The sequence below is a fragment of the Salinisphaera dokdonensis CL-ES53 genome (genome assembly GCF_040361215.1).
In the GTDB taxonomy this organism is placed as follows: domain Bacteria; phylum Pseudomonadota; class Gammaproteobacteria; order Nevskiales; family Salinisphaeraceae; genus Salinisphaera; species Salinisphaera dokdonensis.
Genome location: NZ_APND01000004.1, coordinates 407,501 through 423,257, shown reverse-complemented (window position 1 = coordinate 423,257; position 15,757 = coordinate 407,501). Strand labels below are relative to the sequence as shown.

Genomic DNA, 15,757 nt, shown 5'->3' with positions numbered 1-15,757 from the left:
GCAGGATGAGTTGATTACCTTGTTGCGCGAAGCCGAGGTCGGGCACGTGGTTGATGTGCGAGCGATGCCGCGTTCACGCACCAATCCTCAGTTCAATCGCGATGCCTTTGCGGACAGACTCGAAACGTTCGGGATCGGCTATAGCCACTGTGTCGCCCTGGCGGGGCTGCGTAGTCGATCAGAGACGATCGCAGCGGAGGTCAACGGCTACTGGCGCAATCGCAGTTTCCATAACTACGCGGATTACGCGTTGAGCCAGTCGTTCCAGAGCGCACTGGACGCACTGGTCGATCTGGGTCGACGAATGGTCTGCGCCGTCATGTGCGCTGAGGCCGTATGGTGGCGCTGTCACCGGCGCCTCATCGCCGACCATCTGCTCCATCGCGGCGAGCGCGTCTATCACTTGATGGGCAAGGGCCGTATTCAGCCAGCCTCGATGACGCCAGCGGCGCGCTCAGCCGCACAGGGATTGTTGGTCTATCCCGCCACGGAATGAGGCATCGAGCGCTAGGCCCGGACCGCCTATGAATGGTCCTCTCTTTTGTTTTCAGGCCGTAGTCGGATCAGAAGACGCGCGTTGACGATTGTTCCGGCCAGCCGGTTTATTTATTCTGCTCGTCGAGGCCACGACCTCGCCCATCCATGGGTTGCGACTGACCTGGACCACCCCGGTCCCGCAGGAGAGCCTCGTGTCTTGGATCATTCTGTTCGCCGCCGGCTTGCTGGAGATCGTCTGGGCCTTCTCCATGAAGTAACCCGCCGGATTTTTCACGTCTCGGCCCGACACTCACGACGATAACCGCAATGATTGCCAGCTTCGCGTTGCTGGGTATCGCGATGCGCGCGCTGCCATTGGGCACGGCTTATGTGGTGTGGCCCGGGATCGGTGCGGAGGGTACTTTCGTCGTGGGTGTGCTGGTGCTGGGCGAGTCCGCTAGCGCCCTGTGCATTATCGCGGTGATCCTGATTTTGGCCGGGCTCGTTTTGATGAAGGTGTCTTCCGACAGCTGATCAGTTGAGCCGATCAGCGTGACGTTTTTAATCCCAGGCAATTAGCGTCTCGCGACTCGATCGTTCCACTCAAATCGAGTCGCCTTATTGCGCTGATTGCCCCTTCCAGGGCCCTTCGCCACAAAGCCCCGAAATCGATGCGTCCTCGTAACCAGCCAAGGTGGCTTCAATACAGGCATCGCGCACACGGGCAGCTATTGCTAGTTCCTCATCAGGGCTCACGATTCTTTCGCGGTGTTGATCCGTGGCTTAACGATATCGCGCTTCGGGTTGATCGCGCACCTCAAGCACGCGCAGCTTTAGCGTGTTGCCGCCGGGCACCTGCCACTGGATCATCTGGTCGACGGCCAAGCCGACCAGGGCGCTGCCGACAGGCGCCAAGGTGGAGAGTTTGCCGGGACTACCGTCCATATCCTTGGGATATACGAGTGTCAATTCGAACCGTTTGCCGGAGTCGACATTTTCGAACGCAATAGTCGAATTCATCGTGACGACGTCCTGCGGGATGTCGGGTGAAACAACGACATGGGCGCGCTCGAGTTCGGCACGGAGCTCGCGAATGCCGGGTACGTTATCACCGGCTTTTTTGAGCAGCGCGTCGATACGCTCGTAGTCGGTCTAGGTAACGGCCTGTCCTGCCAAAGACCCCACGGCGCGGCCATTCGGAATGTGATTGGCCCTTCGGCGCCGAAGGGACCACCGTACCTTAGGTTGAGCGCGACTTGGCGTCGTGTTGGTGTGCTATCGCTATGAGCCCCATGCACACAATGCAGCTACGAGATTAATGAGTTGACGGTCGATAAGTCTCATTTGCCTCGTGGCGATGCAGGGCGAATATGTGGTTGATATGGACACGGCGTGCCTTATTGGGTTGATTGCAATGCTCCGTTCGAACCATCGCTTCGAGGAAGTGGGCGTAAGCTGCAATGTCCGCACGAAAATGCATACCCGCTTGTGTGACATTAGATCATTCGTGAACGAGGTGTAGCTTTATGGGTAAGTCGGTTCTTTATCTACTTAAATGCTTGGATATTGATGCATTTACAATTGGAACCAGCAGCAATGTGGCGCAACCGGTGCGAACATTGCCGCAAAAAATCGACCTCGATCGTAGCCTCCAGATTCCACTCGAAGGCGAGGGTGCGCGCAAGGTCAAAAGCTTCTCGCAACATCTGTTTCGCAGGCACAGGTACACGATGCCCCGCGGCGACGGGTACACAGAGTGGTTCGATACAGAGGCGTGGGATCCGTTGCTCGATTTTATCGCTTCACAGGCAGCCAGGCTTGGCGCAGGGAAACCAGAGGCGATCAGTCTGCCAGCGCCTGACGCGCCAACTCAGGAAACTGAAGCCCAGCGCTTAGCAAAGCGGCGTGAGGTGAAGCGAATACAGAGCGTCTCGATCCGCTCGACGAACGAGTGTGCGGTGCTCATCGCGCAGTGCCTGGAAACGCTTTTTGAGCGTGACGTGAGATATGCGATTGACTTTTTCGAGGGCGCTCGGGACCGTTCGTCGCGGATCTACCTGCTGGGCCGTGTAAGAGAAATAAAGCGGTGTTGGTCGTTCTATATGACAGCGTCACATGCGCAGGTAATCGTTCTGCAGCGAAGCGAAATGCAGGGCCATCTGGTGGGTCGTGGCGCGACCTTAAATATTGGGACTCGTAGAGGGGCCATGATCTTGGATCTGCAGCATGTTTCGCGCGGTATGCCGGAATGGGTTCAAGATATTCAGTGGCCGATTGAAACTCTCCTAGTGAGTAGGAGGGCAACGACGGCTCGTGCTGCGCGTGTAGCGGACCGACTTAAACGTGCGATCGAGAGCTACTGCTGGACCTGCCCCGGTTCGTTAGACACTCCAGGCCTATGACTGGAGTTGTCCGGGGCCGTTAGACACTTCTGGCGCATGAGTTGAGCATAGAAGGAAGATTAATGAGCAGTCAGCGATATACCCTGGAATTCAAGGACGACGCGGCGCGGCAGGTTCTGGGCTGTGGCTATCCAGTCGCCGATGTGGCCGAGCGTCTTGGCTCATAGCCTGTACAAGTGGGTAATGACGGTGAAGCCGGACAATAGCGAGCAGCGAGCTAACGAGCTGGTCGAGGCCAAAAGCGAGATCGTTAAGCTGCGCGCACGGTTGCGCCGCACCGAAGAGGAGCGCGATATCCTAAAAAAAAGGCCGCGAGGCACTTCGCTCAACAGCCGGAGTGAAGTACCAGCTCATCAACGATCATCGCGCCGTGTTCAAGACCGCCATGATGTGTCGTGTGCTGCGCGCTTCGCACAGCGGCTTCTATGCGTGGTGGCATAAACCGTTGTCAGATCGTGTGATCGAAGGCCGGCGTGTACCCGCTCTGATTCGCGACTCGTACGCGGCCAGCAGTGGTGTGCACAGCGAACTGCGCGTCTACGCCGATCTTCAGGAAGCAGGCGAGACCTGTGGAAAGCACCGCGTCGCACGGATTATGCGAGAGAATCGAATCAAGGCGTTACGTGGCTATAAGGCGCCACGGCATATCGTTGGCCAGCCTTCGATCATCGCGCCGAACCGACTGAACCGCGAGTTCACTGTTGCTCCGCCGGATCAGGCCTGACTGACCGACATCACCTTTATCCGGACCTCGTAAGGCTGGCTCTATCTCGCCGTGGTCGTCGATCTCTATGCCCGCAAGGTCGTCGGCTGGTCGAGGAAGCCCACGTTAGGCCGCGAGGTCGTGCTCGATGCGTTGTTAATGGCGGTTTGGCGACGCAAAGGCGCCCGTCGGGTGCTCTTACACTTCGACCAGGGCATCCAGTTCGGCAGCGACGAATGGGGCCGCTTAGCGCCGCCCATAATCTCGAATCTAGCATAAGCGACGCGGTAACCGTTGGGTAACGCCGTGGTCGAATCATTCTTTTCGCGCCTGAAGAAATAACGGATAAAGAAACGCGTCTACAAGACCCGCGATCTGGCCCAGGCCGCCATCCTCGATGACATCGAAGCGTTCTACAATCGCACCCGTCGCCATAGCCATCTCGGCGGGACCAGTCCTGAGGCCTTTGAACAGGCCTCTTCGTGAGGGTCACGAGTGTCTACGGAACGGGGTAAGTCCAAAAAAAGCTGGTTAGGAGTTGCAAGAGTGGGTCGGTGCGAGCGTGTGTCGTCGTACTAAATGGGTAACCCGGGATAAAACGCAGAATCATCCACGTGCTTCAGATGCGTCACTCATGATTTGGGCCGCAACCTCTGAAAATTCTGTGTAGTGGTCGCTCATTTCGTCTGATACGTGCCCGATGATTTGCTTGCGAAGTTTTCGAGGCACGCGTTTTTCGACCATCCAAGAGTTGGCTTCATAACGGAATGAGTGGAAGGTGACCTCGTTCGAGATTTTCGATTTGCGACGTATGCGCTCAAAGGCCTGCGTAATTGAATCGGCACGAATCCCGCCAAATACATATTCGGTGCAGCCCAAGTCTGTACTGACTTCCTCATAGAGCCGCACGAGCTGCGGCCACATATAAAAACGGCGCGGCTGCGTCTTTGCCAAGGGCACGGTGAGGATAGGCGGTTCGTTTTCAAAGTTGATGTCTTGGTGCCTTAGGCGCGCTATTTCTGCGCGCCGCATGCCACATTCCTCGGCCCACCGCATTGCCCAGTAGGCAAGTGCGCGGCGCGCCTCCTGTGCCGCGGAGTACAGCGCGCATTTTTCTGCGGGTGTCGGCCGCCGGCGTCGTTTGGGATCGCGTTTGATGCGGTGTCCTGCTGCAGGGTTGCGCCGTGATGACTGCGTACGTTCTAGGCCTAGGTCGATGGCTTGCTTGAGGATGTTCAGTCGTTTGCGAATCGTGCCCGCTGGACATCCCGCGGCTCGACTCTTCGTGATCCATTCCTTGATGTCGTTCCGAAAGACATCGCTGATTGAGCGCCGCGCGAGCGGTTGCTTGCGCCAGTACGCGACGATCGGCGCCTGGCAGGCTTTCCACGTCAGTGTCGACACGTGGCGGGGCGCTGCAGTGGAATAAAGGTCGAGCGCGTGGCCTACAATGAATAGATGAGGGAGTTCAGCGCGCGCACCTCGTTGCGCGAGCGCGGGCGCATTCTCAGCAAGGACTGCTCGGCCTTCGGTTTGCGCAAGCCAGCTTTTGGCCTCAGCTTTCTCATGGAAGCTACGACTGCGTGTGCGTCCATGAATCCGAGTCTGGGCGACCCAATTTTTCTGGCTTTTGCGCTGATTGTCGCCGGTGCGCTTGTATATCGTTCCCACGTGAACTCCTGCTCGGTTAAGGGCAGGTAACGGTGGGGAGTCAGCGGACAGAAATGGCCTTCGTGCAACCAGATTGCAACCAGCGGCAACCACCGCTGAAGAGCGGTTTGGATTGCGGCGAAAAAAGCCCGGGATATCAAAACACTAGATGGTCGGGGTAGCAGGATTTGAACCTACGACCTCCACCTCCCGAAGATGGCGCTCTACCAAGCTGAGCTATACCCCGATCTAGTGTCTGCGCTGGGCCGAGAACTCGGCCAGCTCGACGAGCCCTTCCTTGGCGGGAGAGTCGTCGAAAGCGTCGAGTGCGGCGATGGCCTTGTGGGCCTCCTCCTCGGCGCGGCGGCAAGTGTATTCCATCGCATTCGTGGATTCAATCGCTTTTAAGATGGAATCGAGTGCATCGAGGTCGGCTTCGCGTACCGCGGTACGAATCGATGCGGCCTCGTCGCCTTCAAGACAGGCCAAGGCCCGGATCAGCGGCAGGGTGGCCTTGCCTTCGGCGAGGTCGTCGCCGAGGTTCTTCCCGTAATTTCCATCGCCGCGGCCGTAGTCGAGTGCGTCGTCGATGACCTGGAATGCAATACCCAGATGGCGGCCGTAGTCGGCCATTGCCTGCTGTTGGATTTCATTGCAGCCGCCAAGCTGTGCAGCGAGCTGGCAGCCGGCCGAGAACAGGCTGGCCGTCTTGCGATCGACCACTTCGAGATAATCCGCTTCCGCCAGATCAGGGTTGTGGGCATGCATGAGCTGCAACACCTCACCCTCGGCGATCCGGTTGGTGGCATCGGCCAGCACGCGCATCACGTCGAAGGAATCGAGCTCGATCATCATCTGGAACGCGCGCGAATAGAGAAAATCGCCCGTGAGTACGCTCGCGTCATTGCCCCATACGGTGTTTGCCGTTTGCTGGCCGCGACGCATGGTCGATTCGTCCACTACGTCATCATGCAGCAGGGTGGCGGTATGGATGAACTCGATGATGGCGGCCAGCAGGTGATGCTGCTCGCCCGCGCCACCGCTCGCGCGCGCGGCCAATAATACGAGTGCCGGCCGCAAGCGCTTGCCACCACTGCCTATTATGTACTCGCCGAGCGTGTTGATGAGAATGACGTCGGAATTCAGGCGCGCACGGATGAGTGCATCGACTGCGCGCATTTCATCATCGACCGGCTTCAGTAGCGGCTGGATACTCATGAGGTGCAGACCGGGAAAACAGCGGCAAACTTAGGCGCGCGCTTGTTTCCTGTCAAGATTGCCGGAAAGCGCATTCCGTCGTTGACCCTGTGCGGCTGAGAACGTATCATTCGCGCTCTTTAAACGGGCACGAGCCCTTGTTTTCACGCGATGTGGAGTTGTCATGCACGCGGTTATACGCACCGGCGGTAAGCAGTACAGAGTTGCAGAAGGCGATATTCTGCGCGTCGAGAAGCTGGATGTGGAAGCCGGCAGCACCATCGATCTCGATGATGTGCTTCTAATCTCGGACGGCGATGATGTCCAGGTTGGAACCCCCGTGCTGGAAGGCAAGGCGGTCTCGGCTGAAGTGATGGCGCATGCGCGCGCCGACAAGATCCAGGTGATCAAGTTCAAGCGCCGCAAGAAGTACCGTCGTAGCTACGGTCATCGCCAGCATTACACCCAGCTCAAGATCAAGTCGATTCCGGGCGCCTGAGCGCCGACGACTCGATAACACGGCTGAAATACAGGCTAGAGGAAATCACTCATGGCACATAAGAAAGCAGGCGGCAGTACACGTAACGGTCGCGATTCCGAATCTAAGCGCCTTGGCGTCAAGAAGTTCGGCGGCCAGACGGTCAAGGCCGGCAACATCATCGTGCGCCAGCGCGGCAACAGCTTCCATGCCGGTACGAACGTCGGCACCGGTCGCGACTACACGCTCTATGCGCACGCCGATGGCGTGGTCAGCTTTGGCGTGAAGGGCCCGCGCAACCGCAAGTACGTCTCGATAGAAGCTGTCGAGTAACGTACCGCGCGTATGTGCTAAAAGGCCTCGCCGAGCGCGGGGCTTTTTTTTGTCTGTAACAATGCCCGAGTCGCCGACCGTGGCCTGGTGACGCTGCCGAGAGAGAGCAACTCATGAAATTCGTTGACGAAGCCAATCTGCGTGTCGAAGCGGGTGACGGTGGTCACGGCAGCCTGAGCTTCCGGCGCGAGAAATACGTTCCGCACGGCGGTCCGGACGGCGGCGATGGTGGCGACGGCGGGTCGGTCTATCTGGTTGCAGACCACAATCTGAATACGCTCTACGACTACCGCGTGAGCCGGGTCTTCAAGGCAGAACGCGGCGGCAATGGTGCGGGCAAGAACCGCACGGGCTCGAAGGGTTCGGAGCGGCATCTTCCCGTGCCGATTGGCACGCTTTGCTACGCTCGCGAGACCGGCGAGTTGATCGGCGACCTCACGCACGATGGCGATAAGCTGCTCGTGGCCCAGGGCGGTTTTCACGGCCTGGGCAACGCCCGTTTCAAGTCCAGCACCAATCAGGCGCCGCGCAAGACGACTGACGGCACGCCCGGCGAGATTCGCGAGCTGCATCTTGAACTCAAGCTTCTGGCCGACGTGGGGCTTGTGGGTATGCCGAACGCTGGCAAGTCCACGTTATTGGCTGGCGTGTCGGGCGCGCGCCCGCGAATTGCGAATTACCCGTTCACAACGCTCAATCCCCAGGTCGGCGTGGTAAGTGTGGGGGCGCTACGTAGCTTCACGCTCGTCGACCTGCCGGGCCTGATTGAAGGGGCGGCTGAAGGCGTAGGGCTCGGGCATCGCTTCCTGCGTCATATTCAGCGCACCCGCTTGTTGTTCCATGTGGTCGACCTGCTCGATTTTGACAGCGGCGACGTGGTCGAGAACGTGCGTATGATCGCCGACGAGCTGGTGCGGTTCAGCCCGCAGCTTGGCGAGCGCCCACGCTGGCTCGTGCTCAACAAGACCGAGGTGCTCGATCCTGAAGAAGTGGAGGAGCTGCGCGACAAGATCGTCGCGGCACTCGAGTGGGACGGCCCCGTGTACACGGTATCCGCCATCAAGCCCGATACGCTCAAACCGTTGCTGAGCGACGCCATGGATCATCTCGATGCCGAACGCGAGCGTGCCCAGGCAGCGGGTGAGTCCTACAACTCGCCCGCATTCGAAGACGAGGACGATGATTTCGACGCGTGACGACATGCCCGGTGCGCGGCGCTGGGTAGTCAAGATCGGCAGTGCGCTGCTGACCGCCGATGGTCGGGGTCTGGATCGTGAGCGGTTGAAGGGCTGGGCGGCACAGGTCGCGGCGCTGCGCCAGTCGGGCTGCCAGGTGGTGCTGGTGTCCTCCGGCGCGGTCGCCGAGGGACTGGTTCGCCTGGGGTGGACATCCCGGCCTTCGAGCTTGAGCGCCGTCCAGGCCGCGGCCTCGGTAGGCCAGGCGGGGCTGGTCGAGGCCTATAGCCACTGTTTCGATGCCCATGGTCTGCGCACCGCACAGGTTCTGTTGACGCACGACGATGTGGCAGACCGTCGGCGTTATCTCAATGCGCGCAGCACGTTGATGACATTGCTCGGCATGGGCGTGATCCCGATTGTGAATGAGAATGACGCTATCGCGACCGACGAGATTCGTGTCGGAGATAACGACACGATGGCCGCGTTGACCGTCAATTTACTGGATGCCGATGGTCTGATCATTCTTACCGATCAGTCCGGCGTCTTTGATGCCGATCCGCGGCGCGTGCCGGGTGCGCAACGTATTGAACAATGCGATGCGCGCGATCCCTCCTTGCTCGAGGCGGCCGCAGGCACCGGTGGCGCGCTGGGGCGGGGTGGCATGAGGACAAAGGTACTCGCCGCGCGGCAGGCTGCGGACTCGGGCGCTGCCACCGTCATAGCGGACGGCCTCGCGCCAGACGTATTGGCGCGAATCACGCGCGGTGAATCGATCGGTACGCTACTCACGCCAGGCCGCGGTGAGCGCCGGGCAGCCCGCAAGAACTGGATTGCCGGCCAGCGCCGTGTGCGCGGTAGTGTGCGTATCGACGCCGGTGCGGCGCGCGTGCTGCGCACCGCGGGTCGTAGTCTGTTGCCTATCGGCATCACCCACGTCGATGGTGAATTCCGGCGGGGCGATCTCGTGGCCTGTATCAGCCCCGAAGGTGAAGAGATTGCGCAAGGCTTGGCCAATTACGATGCGCGCGAGATCCGTCAGATCGTCGGCGAGCCCAGCGAGCGTATCGAGGCCTTGTTGGGCTACGGCGGCGAGCCGGAGTTCATCCATCGCAATAATCTGGTGGTGTCGCGTAACGCCTGACCGCTCGATCGGGTGAATTCCAGGCACAAAAAAGCCCGCGCTAGGCGGGCTTTTTGCGTTGAGCCGGAGTAACCCCGGCTCAGCGTTCCGGCCGATCAGGCGCTGGCGAGCGACTTGATCTGGGCATTCAGGCGCGACTTGTGACGCGCAGCCTTGTTGCCGTGGATCTGGCCCTTGCCAGCCATGCGGTCGATGACCGGCACGGCAGCCTCGAAAGCCGCACGGGCGTCGGTTTCGCTGCCAGCGGCGATCGCTTTCTGCACTTTCTTGATGTGCGTGCGTACGAGCGAGCGCTGCGCAATGTTGCGTTCACGACGGGTAACGGCCTGTGAGGCGCGCTTGCGGGCTTGCGGAGAGTTCGCCACTGAGCGGCTCCTGAAATTCGATGAATGAAAAGGTCTGCAGGCGCGCGATTATTCGTATTTGCGCGTCATTTGTCAACTCTTGGTGCGGGATTCCGGCACGGGTCTCCCACCGTTCGCGACCGTGGGCCGCGCAGACGCCTGTAGCCACCCAGTTTACGGCATTCGGATCGAGAGCGGGGGAGTGACGGCTACATGCGTCCATGCATTCGTCGCTTTCGGCCGGCGGCGCAATCCCGCTATAGTGCGCCGCGTTTCGCGGTTTCTACGGGGTGTACATGGCGGCGTCGCTGGCACGGTCGACAAGCACGGTTGGCGTGATGACATTGCTGTCGCGCGTGCTGGGGTTTCTGCGCGACGTCATCTTTGCCGTGATCTTCGGCGCGGGCGCCGGCATGGACGCGTTTCTGGTCGCGTTCAAGATACCCAACTTTATGCGGCGGCTGTTTGCGGAAGGCGCATTCGCACAGTCTTTCGTTCCGGTCCTGTCGGCCACCAAGAGCCAGGAATCGGAAGACGACGTCAAACACCTCATCGACGTGGTCGCCGGCACCCTTGGGCTGATCCTGATCGGTATAACGATCGTCGGCGTTTTGGCGGCGCCGCTTCTCATCTATCTGTTCGCGCCGGGTTTCGCGCATCAGGAAGATCAGTTTGCGTTGGCTGTCGACCTGCTTCGGTTGACCTTTCCGTACCTGCTATTCATCTCATTGACCGCGTTCGCCGGGGGCATACTCAACACCTACGGCCGTTTCAGCGTCCCGGCATTCACGCCCGTGTTGCTCAATGTCTGCATGATTGGGGCCGCGTTGCTTCTGGCGCCGTATTTCGCACGGCCGGAGATGGCATTGGCCGTCGGTGTGCTGCTGGCCGGCCTCGTGCAGCTTGCTTTTCAGTTGCCATTCCTTGCCCAGTTGGATCGCCTGCCGCGTCCGCGTTGGGGTTGGTCGCATCCGCAGGTGCGGCGCATTCTCACGCTGATGCTGCCGATTCTTTTCGGGTCGTCGGTGGCCCAACTCAACCTGCTGCTGGATACGATCATTGCGTCTCTGCTCGCCTCGGGCAGCGTGAGCTGGCTCTATTACGCGGATCGTTTGATGGAGTTCCCGCTGGGCGTCTTTTCGATTGCGATCGCCACGGTCATCCTGCCCAGCCTTTCAGCGCGCCATGCGAGCAAGTCGGCGCGCGAGTTTTCCGATACGCTGGACTGGGCGTTGCGCCTGTTGGCGGTGATCGGCTTGCCTGCCATGGTCGGTCTGTTCGTCATGGCAGGGCCGCTGGTGACGACGCTGTTCAATTATCGGTCCTTCGATGGCCACGATGCGCTGATGAGTCAGTACGCGTTGATGGCCTATGCACTGGGATTCATGGGGTTTTCGTTGGTCAAGGTGCTGGTGACGGGGTTCTTTTCGCGCGAGGATTCGCGAACACCCGTGCGTTGCGGCGTGATCTCGCTGGTCTGCGCCATGGTGATGAATATCGGCTTCGTCGGCCTGGCCACGTGGATGGACTGGACAGCGCCGCATACAGGGCTGGCGCTAGCCACGTCACTGGGCGCGTTTGTGAACGCCGGCCTGTTGTATCGTTATCTGCGTCGCGATGGGGTCTATACGCCGACTAGCGCGTGGCGGCGCCTGATTCTTCAGGTGCTTGCGGCCTGTGTCGCAATGGGCGGTGTGCTGTGGTTCGGCGCCGCGCAGCTGGAGACATGGATTGCACGCGATGCCTTGTCGCGCGTGCAATGGTTGTTGACCTGGATTGCCGCGGGTGGCGTTGTTTATTTCGGTGTGCTGGCTGCGCTTGGCGTTCGGCCTCGGCAGTTTCTAAGCAGTGAGACGGCCTAGACCGTGCGTATCGTTCGTCATGTAGAACAGATGCAGCCGTTGGCGACCGGTTGTGCGCTCACGATCGGCAACTTCGACGGCCTGCATCGCGGTCATCAGGCCATCATCGAACAGCTGCGGTCACGCGCGGCGGCGTTGAATCTGCCGAGCGCGCTCATGAGCTTCGAGCCGATGCCGCTCGAGTTCTTCAACCCTGCCGCTGCGCCAGCACGTCTATCGTCACGGCGCGAGAAGATGCGCGCGGCTCGTGCGCTCGGGGTCGATCTGTTCATCTGGGCCCGGTTCGACGCGCGGTTCGCGTCGCTGTCACCGGAGGCGTTTTTAACCCGCTTGATCGAAGGGCGGCTACAGGCACGTCACGTACTTGTAGGCGAGGATTTTCGCTTTGGCAAAGCCCGTGCGGGAGATATCAACACGTTGCGCGAATTCGCGGCACCGCGGGATATCGAGATCGCACCGCTGCCAGAGGTCTGTGTCGACGGTGCGCGGGTCAGCTCGACCCGCGTGCGCGAATCGCTGGCAGCAGGGCAGCCGCAGATTGCTGCACGCTTGCTCGGCCAGTCCTACTGGGTGAGTGGTCGTGTCGTCAGCGGTGAGCGCCTGGGGCGCACGCTTGGGTTTCCGACCGCGAACATACGACTGGCGCGTAAACCAGCGCCTCGCTACGGTGTCTATGCCGCATGGGCCTATATGCCGGACGGGCGACGCCGTGCTGCGGCTGCAAGTTTTGGCGTGCGACCGACGGTGAATGGCCGCGAGCCATTGCTCGAGGTTTTCATTCTCGATTTCGAAGGCGATTTATACGGTCAGCGCATTGACGTATCCTTCGAACAGTTCCTTCGCGAAGAGGAGCGCTACGACTCGCTCGACGCGCTCACGGCCCAGATGCACCGCGATGTCGCCAAGGTCCGGCGGCATCTGCAAGAGTCTTCATCTCCATGACGTCATCCTCACAAAAGAGCGCCGCCCACGAAGAGCGCGGTTTCCAGTTGCAGAACGTGCACTGGCTTTGGCTATCAGCGATTGTCATTGCAGCTGACCAGGTCACCAAGCAGCTTGTGGTTAACCAGCTCGAGCTATTCGATCGCATTCACCTGTTCGACTGGCTGAATCTGACGTTGATGCACAACACCGGCGCGGCGTTCAGCATCTTTGCCGGCGCCACGCCCTGGTTCTTCGTCGCGTTGAGCGTGCTGGTGTCGATCGGCATTCTGATCTGGATGCGGCGGCATCCGCAGGGTGAGCGGCTGGTGGCGTGCTCGCTGGCGCTCATTCTAGGTGGCGCGCTCGGCAATGCGATCGATCGCGCGACCCGTGGTTACGTGATCGATTTCGTCGACTTTCATATGTACGGCTGGCATTACCCGGCCTTCAATGTCGCCGACAGTGCAATCGTGCTGGGCGCGATTCTGCTGGGCACCGACATGCTCCGCCCGCGCCGCGACTGAGCCAGCGTATAGCCGCGCCGTATTGCGGCGCCGTATTGCGGCGACGGTAGCCCGTAATGCGATAAGCGTTCTGGTTCCCCGACGTATTGCCTGACGTTCGATGAAGTCCGATTACGATGTGGCGATTGCTGGTGGCGGCCTGGTCGGCTTGTCTACCGCTTGGTATCTGTTGGATGCGGGTTATCGCGTTACGGTGATCGATGCGGGCAAGATCGGTCGCGAGGCATCCTGGGCCGGCGGCGGCATCCTGTTTCCGATCTATCCCTGGAAGTACTCAGCCGCTGTGCAGAGACTTTCGCAACGCGGGCGCGCGATCTATAGCGACTTCGTTGCCGCGGTCGATGCCTGTTCCGGTATCGACAGTGAGTACCGGGAGACAGGCCTGTGCGTTCTCGATGATGCAGAGATCGAGAAGGGCAGAGCCTGGGCAGAGCAACATGCGGAGCCGACCGCAGCGTTGGATAACGCAGCGTTGTCGAAGTGGTTTGGAAAGACGCAGACGCCCCGAGGCCTGTTCTTCCCGCACGCCGCTCAGGTGCGTAACCCTCGTCTATGTCAGTCCTTGCTCTCTGCGCTGGTTCGGCGCGGTGCGCGGGTGCTCGAGGACTGCCCGGTTACGGGCCCACGTACAGACAACCGCGTCTTCAAAGGTTTCGACACCGCGCAAGGCATCGTGCGCGCGACGCATGGGGTCGTGGCAGCGGGCTCGTGGAGCAGTCTTCTGTTGGGTGAGCTTGCGCCGCAGCCCATATTCCCGGTGTGTGGGCAGATGCTTCTGATGCGTGGAGCGCCAGGTTTGCTGCCGACGGTGCTCCTGCAGAATGGGCGCTACGCCATTCCTCGGGCTGATGGACGAATTCTCGTAGGCAGCACCCTCGAACCGGGTGGATACGAAAGAAAGACAGACGGCGAGACTGCAGCCTCGCTACGCAGCAGTGCGATAGGCATGTGCGCTGCCCTCGGCGATCTGCCGATAGAAAAACACTGGGCCGGGCTGAGGCCAGCCACTGGCGATGGCCAACCGTTGATCGGTCAGCTACCCGGCGTAACGGGGCTTTATCTCAATAGCGGCCAGTATCGAAATGGCGTGCTCTGCGCGCCATCGAGCGCCGAGATTCTGCGTGATGCGATCGTGCAAGGCCTGACTGCGCCGATTTCCGCCTTCGACCCCGCGCGCCTCTAGCTGCTGTTCCTTGCGACGCTACCAGCACTCCTGACTGATCGCCTCGTTAGGGCCTGCACCATTTGCCGTTTTCTCACCGATCTCGTTGATCGACAGGGTGGTGCAATCGTCGTTCAGCTGATCATCCTGCGCGTTGGCGGATATTGAGAAGCCGTCACCGTCAGCATTGTCGACTGCGAGCGTGTACGCCTCGTTCTCTGTTTCCGTCGGCATGCCAAGCCCACCGGCGCCGAGTGTGTCCGAATAGGTGTATTCGGTGGTGTAAAAACGCTCTTGTCGGTTTGCCGCTTGCAGCAAGGCGCTGCGAGCGTCTGACCGCTTCGACGCTCGGACCTGGTTGAGATAACTCGGGTACGCGATGGCCGCGATGATGCCGAGGATGGCAACGGCAATCATCAGCTCTATAAGCGTAAAGCCGCGGGATTTTGTCTTCATGTTAGCGCCTTATCTCTCGCCAGCTACGCCGGCGATCGGGTTGCCGCTGAGTGTAGACCAGCCGTGTCGAGCCGTCCGAAGCCGGCACGATGTAGTAGGCCGTGTCGTTGGTTGGATCGGTCTGATGGGTCGCTTCGCCCGGAATGCCTGCGCCGATGCGCAAGCCGGACGCGCCGATATTCTTTCCGTCCTTGGAGAAGGTATCGTTCTTGTCGAGCTGGTAGTCGCCGTTCAGGTCAAAGGCCGGGTAATCGGTACGACCACCAGTGTTGCGGTCAAGCAGCATGAAGAAACCGCTGCCGCTGGCTGTACATATCTCCGTATTCGGAATCGTGGTGCTGAAGGCGATGGTATCGCCCTCGATACGGCTGTCCGTGGTGACCAGCTCGCCTTCGTCGGCGTCGAGATTGATATACCAGCCGCGTCGGTTCACCTTCGCGATTCGATCGTCTTCGAATTGGTAATCGACCGGCTCATCACTGACCAGGCGGTAGGTATCCCCGTTCTTGTCCGGCGTGTCCGTGATTGTCTGTTGTTGCAAGCGTGCGCGTGGGATATCGCTGCGTAGACTCGTGCTGAACGTGCCTTTGCCGCCGTTACTGTCATTGAAAGTGAAGACGTCCAGATCCCATATGCCGTAGAACGAGTTCTGCTGGCCGACCTTCGCGTCGCGATCACTATTCTCCAGATACTTGCCGGTACCGAAGTACACCATCACGCCATAGCGCTGGCCGTAAGGGTGCACACCCACTTGGGGCTGGGTCGTGATCGATTGCGGGTCGCCCTCATCATCCGTGGCGGTAAACAGAGGGCGCCCGTCGAACGCAACCTCCCAGTTGTTTTTCGACTGACTGGTCAGATCGAATTTCCAGACATTGCCGTACAAGTCGCCCGCATAGATGTAGTCGGTGATGAAATCGCCGTCC

The 15,757-nt window shown here is 60.0% G+C and carries 15 protein-coding genes, 1 tRNA gene and 3 pseudogenes (1 of these 19 only partly in view); 12 read left to right on the top strand and 7 right to left on the bottom strand.

Going from position 1 to position 15,757, the window contains the following annotated elements:
* Positions 1-10: 10 nt before the first annotated feature.
* Both SADO_RS14370 and SADO_RS14365 read left to right on the top strand, forming a co-directional pair.
* Positions 11-496 carry a DUF488 domain-containing protein gene (locus SADO_RS14370; protein WP_353112577.1) on the top strand — a complete coding sequence of 162 codons (486 nt, stop codon included), beginning with the start codon at positions 11-13 and terminating at the stop codon, positions 494-496.
* A 193-nt stretch (positions 497-689) separates the two neighbouring features.
* Positions 690-1,011 (top strand): annotated as a pseudogene (locus SADO_RS14365) (SMR family transporter).
* A 249-nt stretch (positions 1,012-1,260) separates the two neighbouring features.
* Here SADO_RS14365 and rnk read toward each other — a convergent pair.
* Positions 1,261-1,617, bottom strand: a pseudogene (gene rnk / locus SADO_RS14360) (nucleoside diphosphate kinase regulator); the annotation flags it as partial.
* A 386-nt stretch (positions 1,618-2,003) separates the two neighbouring features.
* On the opposite strand from rnk, the gene SADO_RS14355 reads away from it, so the two are divergent.
* Together SADO_RS14355 and SADO_RS14350 are read left to right on the top strand one after the other, a co-directional pair.
* Positions 2,004-2,879 (top strand): hypothetical protein, encoded by an 876-nt coding sequence (locus SADO_RS14355; RefSeq protein ID WP_353112575.1) that lies wholly within the window; start codon positions 2,004-2,006, stop codon positions 2,877-2,879.
* Positions 2,880-2,941: 62 nt separating this feature from the next.
* A pseudogene (locus SADO_RS14350) lies at positions 2,942-4,068 on the top strand (IS3 family transposase).
* Between the two features lie 120 nt (positions 4,069-4,188).
* Here SADO_RS14350 and SADO_RS14345 read toward each other — a convergent pair.
* The 3 genes from SADO_RS14345 to SADO_RS14335 form a co-directional block, all read right to left on the bottom strand.
* The gene (locus tag SADO_RS14345; protein WP_353112573.1) at positions 4,189-5,253 is read right to left on the bottom strand and encodes a tyrosine-type recombinase/integrase; all 1,065 of its coding nucleotides are present in this window, start codon (positions 5,251-5,253) and stop codon (positions 4,189-4,191) included.
* Between the two features lie 149 nt (positions 5,254-5,402).
* Positions 5,403-5,479 (bottom strand) — tRNA-Pro (locus SADO_RS14340).
* Between the two features lie 2 nt (positions 5,480-5,481).
* Positions 5,482-6,450, bottom strand: coding sequence for a polyprenyl synthetase family protein (locus SADO_RS14335; RefSeq protein ID WP_353112571.1), 969 nt, complete (start codon positions 6,448-6,450; stop codon positions 5,482-5,484).
* A gap of 163 nt (positions 6,451-6,613) precedes the next feature.
* Here SADO_RS14335 and rplU point away from each other — a divergent pair, with 163 nt between their 5' ends.
* The 4 genes from rplU (at position 6,614) to proB (ending at position 9,559) form a co-directional block, all read left to right on the top strand.
* Entirely contained in the window at positions 6,614-6,928 is a 315-nt protein-coding gene (gene rplU, locus SADO_RS14330; protein ID WP_353112569.1) for a 50S ribosomal protein L21, read from the top strand.
* Positions 6,929-6,979: 51 nt separating this feature from the next.
* Positions 6,980-7,240, top strand: coding sequence for a 50S ribosomal protein L27 (rpmA, locus tag SADO_RS14325; protein WP_353112567.1), 261 nt, complete (start codon positions 6,980-6,982; stop codon positions 7,238-7,240).
* Between the two features lie 113 nt (positions 7,241-7,353).
* Positions 7,354-8,436 (top strand): Obg family GTPase CgtA, encoded by a 1,083-nt coding sequence (gene cgtA, locus SADO_RS14320; RefSeq protein ID WP_353112565.1) that lies wholly within the window; start codon positions 7,354-7,356, stop codon positions 8,434-8,436.
* A complete protein-coding gene (gene proB / locus SADO_RS14315; RefSeq protein WP_353112563.1) occupies positions 8,420-9,559 on the top strand; it encodes a glutamate 5-kinase in 1,140 nt (379 codons plus the stop codon). The genes cgtA and proB overlap by 17 nt, the downstream gene beginning before the upstream one ends.
* A gap of 95 nt (positions 9,560-9,654) precedes the next feature.
* Here the strand turns inward: proB and rpsT are convergent, their stop codons facing one another.
* Positions 9,655-9,924 (bottom strand): 30S ribosomal protein S20, encoded by a 270-nt coding sequence (rpsT, locus tag SADO_RS14310; protein ID WP_353112561.1) that lies wholly within the window; start codon positions 9,922-9,924, stop codon positions 9,655-9,657.
* Positions 9,925-10,199: 275 nt separating this feature from the next.
* Between rpsT and murJ the strand changes: the two genes are divergently transcribed.
* The 4 genes from murJ (at position 10,200) to SADO_RS14290 (ending at position 14,396) form a co-directional block, all read left to right on the top strand.
* Positions 10,200-11,765: a murein biosynthesis integral membrane protein MurJ gene (gene murJ / locus SADO_RS14305; protein ID WP_353112559.1), complete on the top strand. Its 1,566-nt coding sequence runs from the start codon at positions 10,200-10,202 to the stop codon at positions 11,763-11,765.
* Positions 11,766-11,768: 3 nt separating this feature from the next.
* Complete coding sequence (locus SADO_RS14300) at positions 11,769-12,707, top strand: bifunctional riboflavin kinase/FAD synthetase (RefSeq protein ID WP_353112557.1); 939 nt, start codon at positions 11,769-11,771, stop codon at positions 12,705-12,707.
* A complete protein-coding gene (gene lspA, locus SADO_RS14295) occupies positions 12,704-13,213 on the top strand; it encodes a signal peptidase II (protein ID WP_353112555.1) in 510 nt (169 codons plus the stop codon). The genes SADO_RS14300 and lspA overlap by 4 nt, the downstream gene beginning before the upstream one ends.
* A gap of 100 nt (positions 13,214-13,313) precedes the next feature.
* The gene (locus SADO_RS14290; protein WP_353112553.1) at positions 13,314-14,396 is read left to right on the top strand and encodes an NAD(P)/FAD-dependent oxidoreductase; all 1,083 of its coding nucleotides are present in this window, start codon (positions 13,314-13,316) and stop codon (positions 14,394-14,396) included.
* Between the two features lie 18 nt (positions 14,397-14,414).
* On the opposite strand, the gene SADO_RS14285 is transcribed toward SADO_RS14290, so the two are convergent.
* Together SADO_RS14285 and SADO_RS14280 are read right to left on the bottom strand one after the other, a co-directional pair.
* Complete coding sequence (locus tag SADO_RS14285) at positions 14,415-14,831, bottom strand: type IV pilin protein (protein ID WP_353112551.1); 417 nt, start codon at positions 14,829-14,831, stop codon at positions 14,415-14,417.
* Position 14,832: 1 nt separating this feature from the next.
* Positions 14,833-15,757: the final stretch of a pilus assembly protein gene (locus SADO_RS14280; RefSeq protein WP_353112549.1), read on the bottom strand. The gene runs 3,110 nt beyond the window's last position; 925 of the gene's 4,035 nt are visible here — the last part of the coding sequence; its start codon lies beyond the right edge, outside the window — the gene reads right to left on this strand; it ends in the stop codon at positions 14,833-14,835.

Coding starts and splice junctions, on each gene's coding strand:
- SADO_RS14290 (WP_353112553.1), top strand. CDS start 13,314: ATGAAGTCCGATTACGATGTGGCGATTGCTGGTGGCGGCCTGGTCGGC.
- SADO_RS14355 (WP_353112575.1), top strand. CDS start 2,004: ATGGGTAAGTCGGTTCTTTATCTACTTAAATGCTTGGATATTGATGCA.
- cgtA (WP_353112565.1), top strand. CDS start 7,354: ATGAAATTCGTTGACGAAGCCAATCTGCGTGTCGAAGCGGGTGACGGT.
- lspA (WP_353112555.1), top strand. CDS start 12,704: ATGACGTCATCCTCACAAAAGAGCGCCGCCCACGAAGAGCGCGGTTTC.
- proB (WP_353112563.1), top strand. CDS start 8,420: ATGATTTCGACGCGTGACGACATGCCCGGTGCGCGGCGCTGGGTAGTC.
- rplU (WP_353112569.1), top strand. CDS start 6,614: ATGCACGCGGTTATACGCACCGGCGGTAAGCAGTACAGAGTTGCAGAA.
- SADO_RS14335 (WP_353112571.1), bottom strand. CDS start 6,450: ATGAGTATCCAGCCGCTACTGAAGCCGGTCGATGATGAAATGCGCGCA.
- murJ (WP_353112559.1), top strand. CDS start 10,200: ATGGCGGCGTCGCTGGCACGGTCGACAAGCACGGTTGGCGTGATGACA.
- SADO_RS14285 (WP_353112551.1), bottom strand. CDS start 14,831: ATGAAGACAAAATCCCGCGGCTTTACGCTTATAGAGCTGATGATTGCC.
- rpmA (WP_353112567.1), top strand. CDS start 6,980: ATGGCACATAAGAAAGCAGGCGGCAGTACACGTAACGGTCGCGATTCC.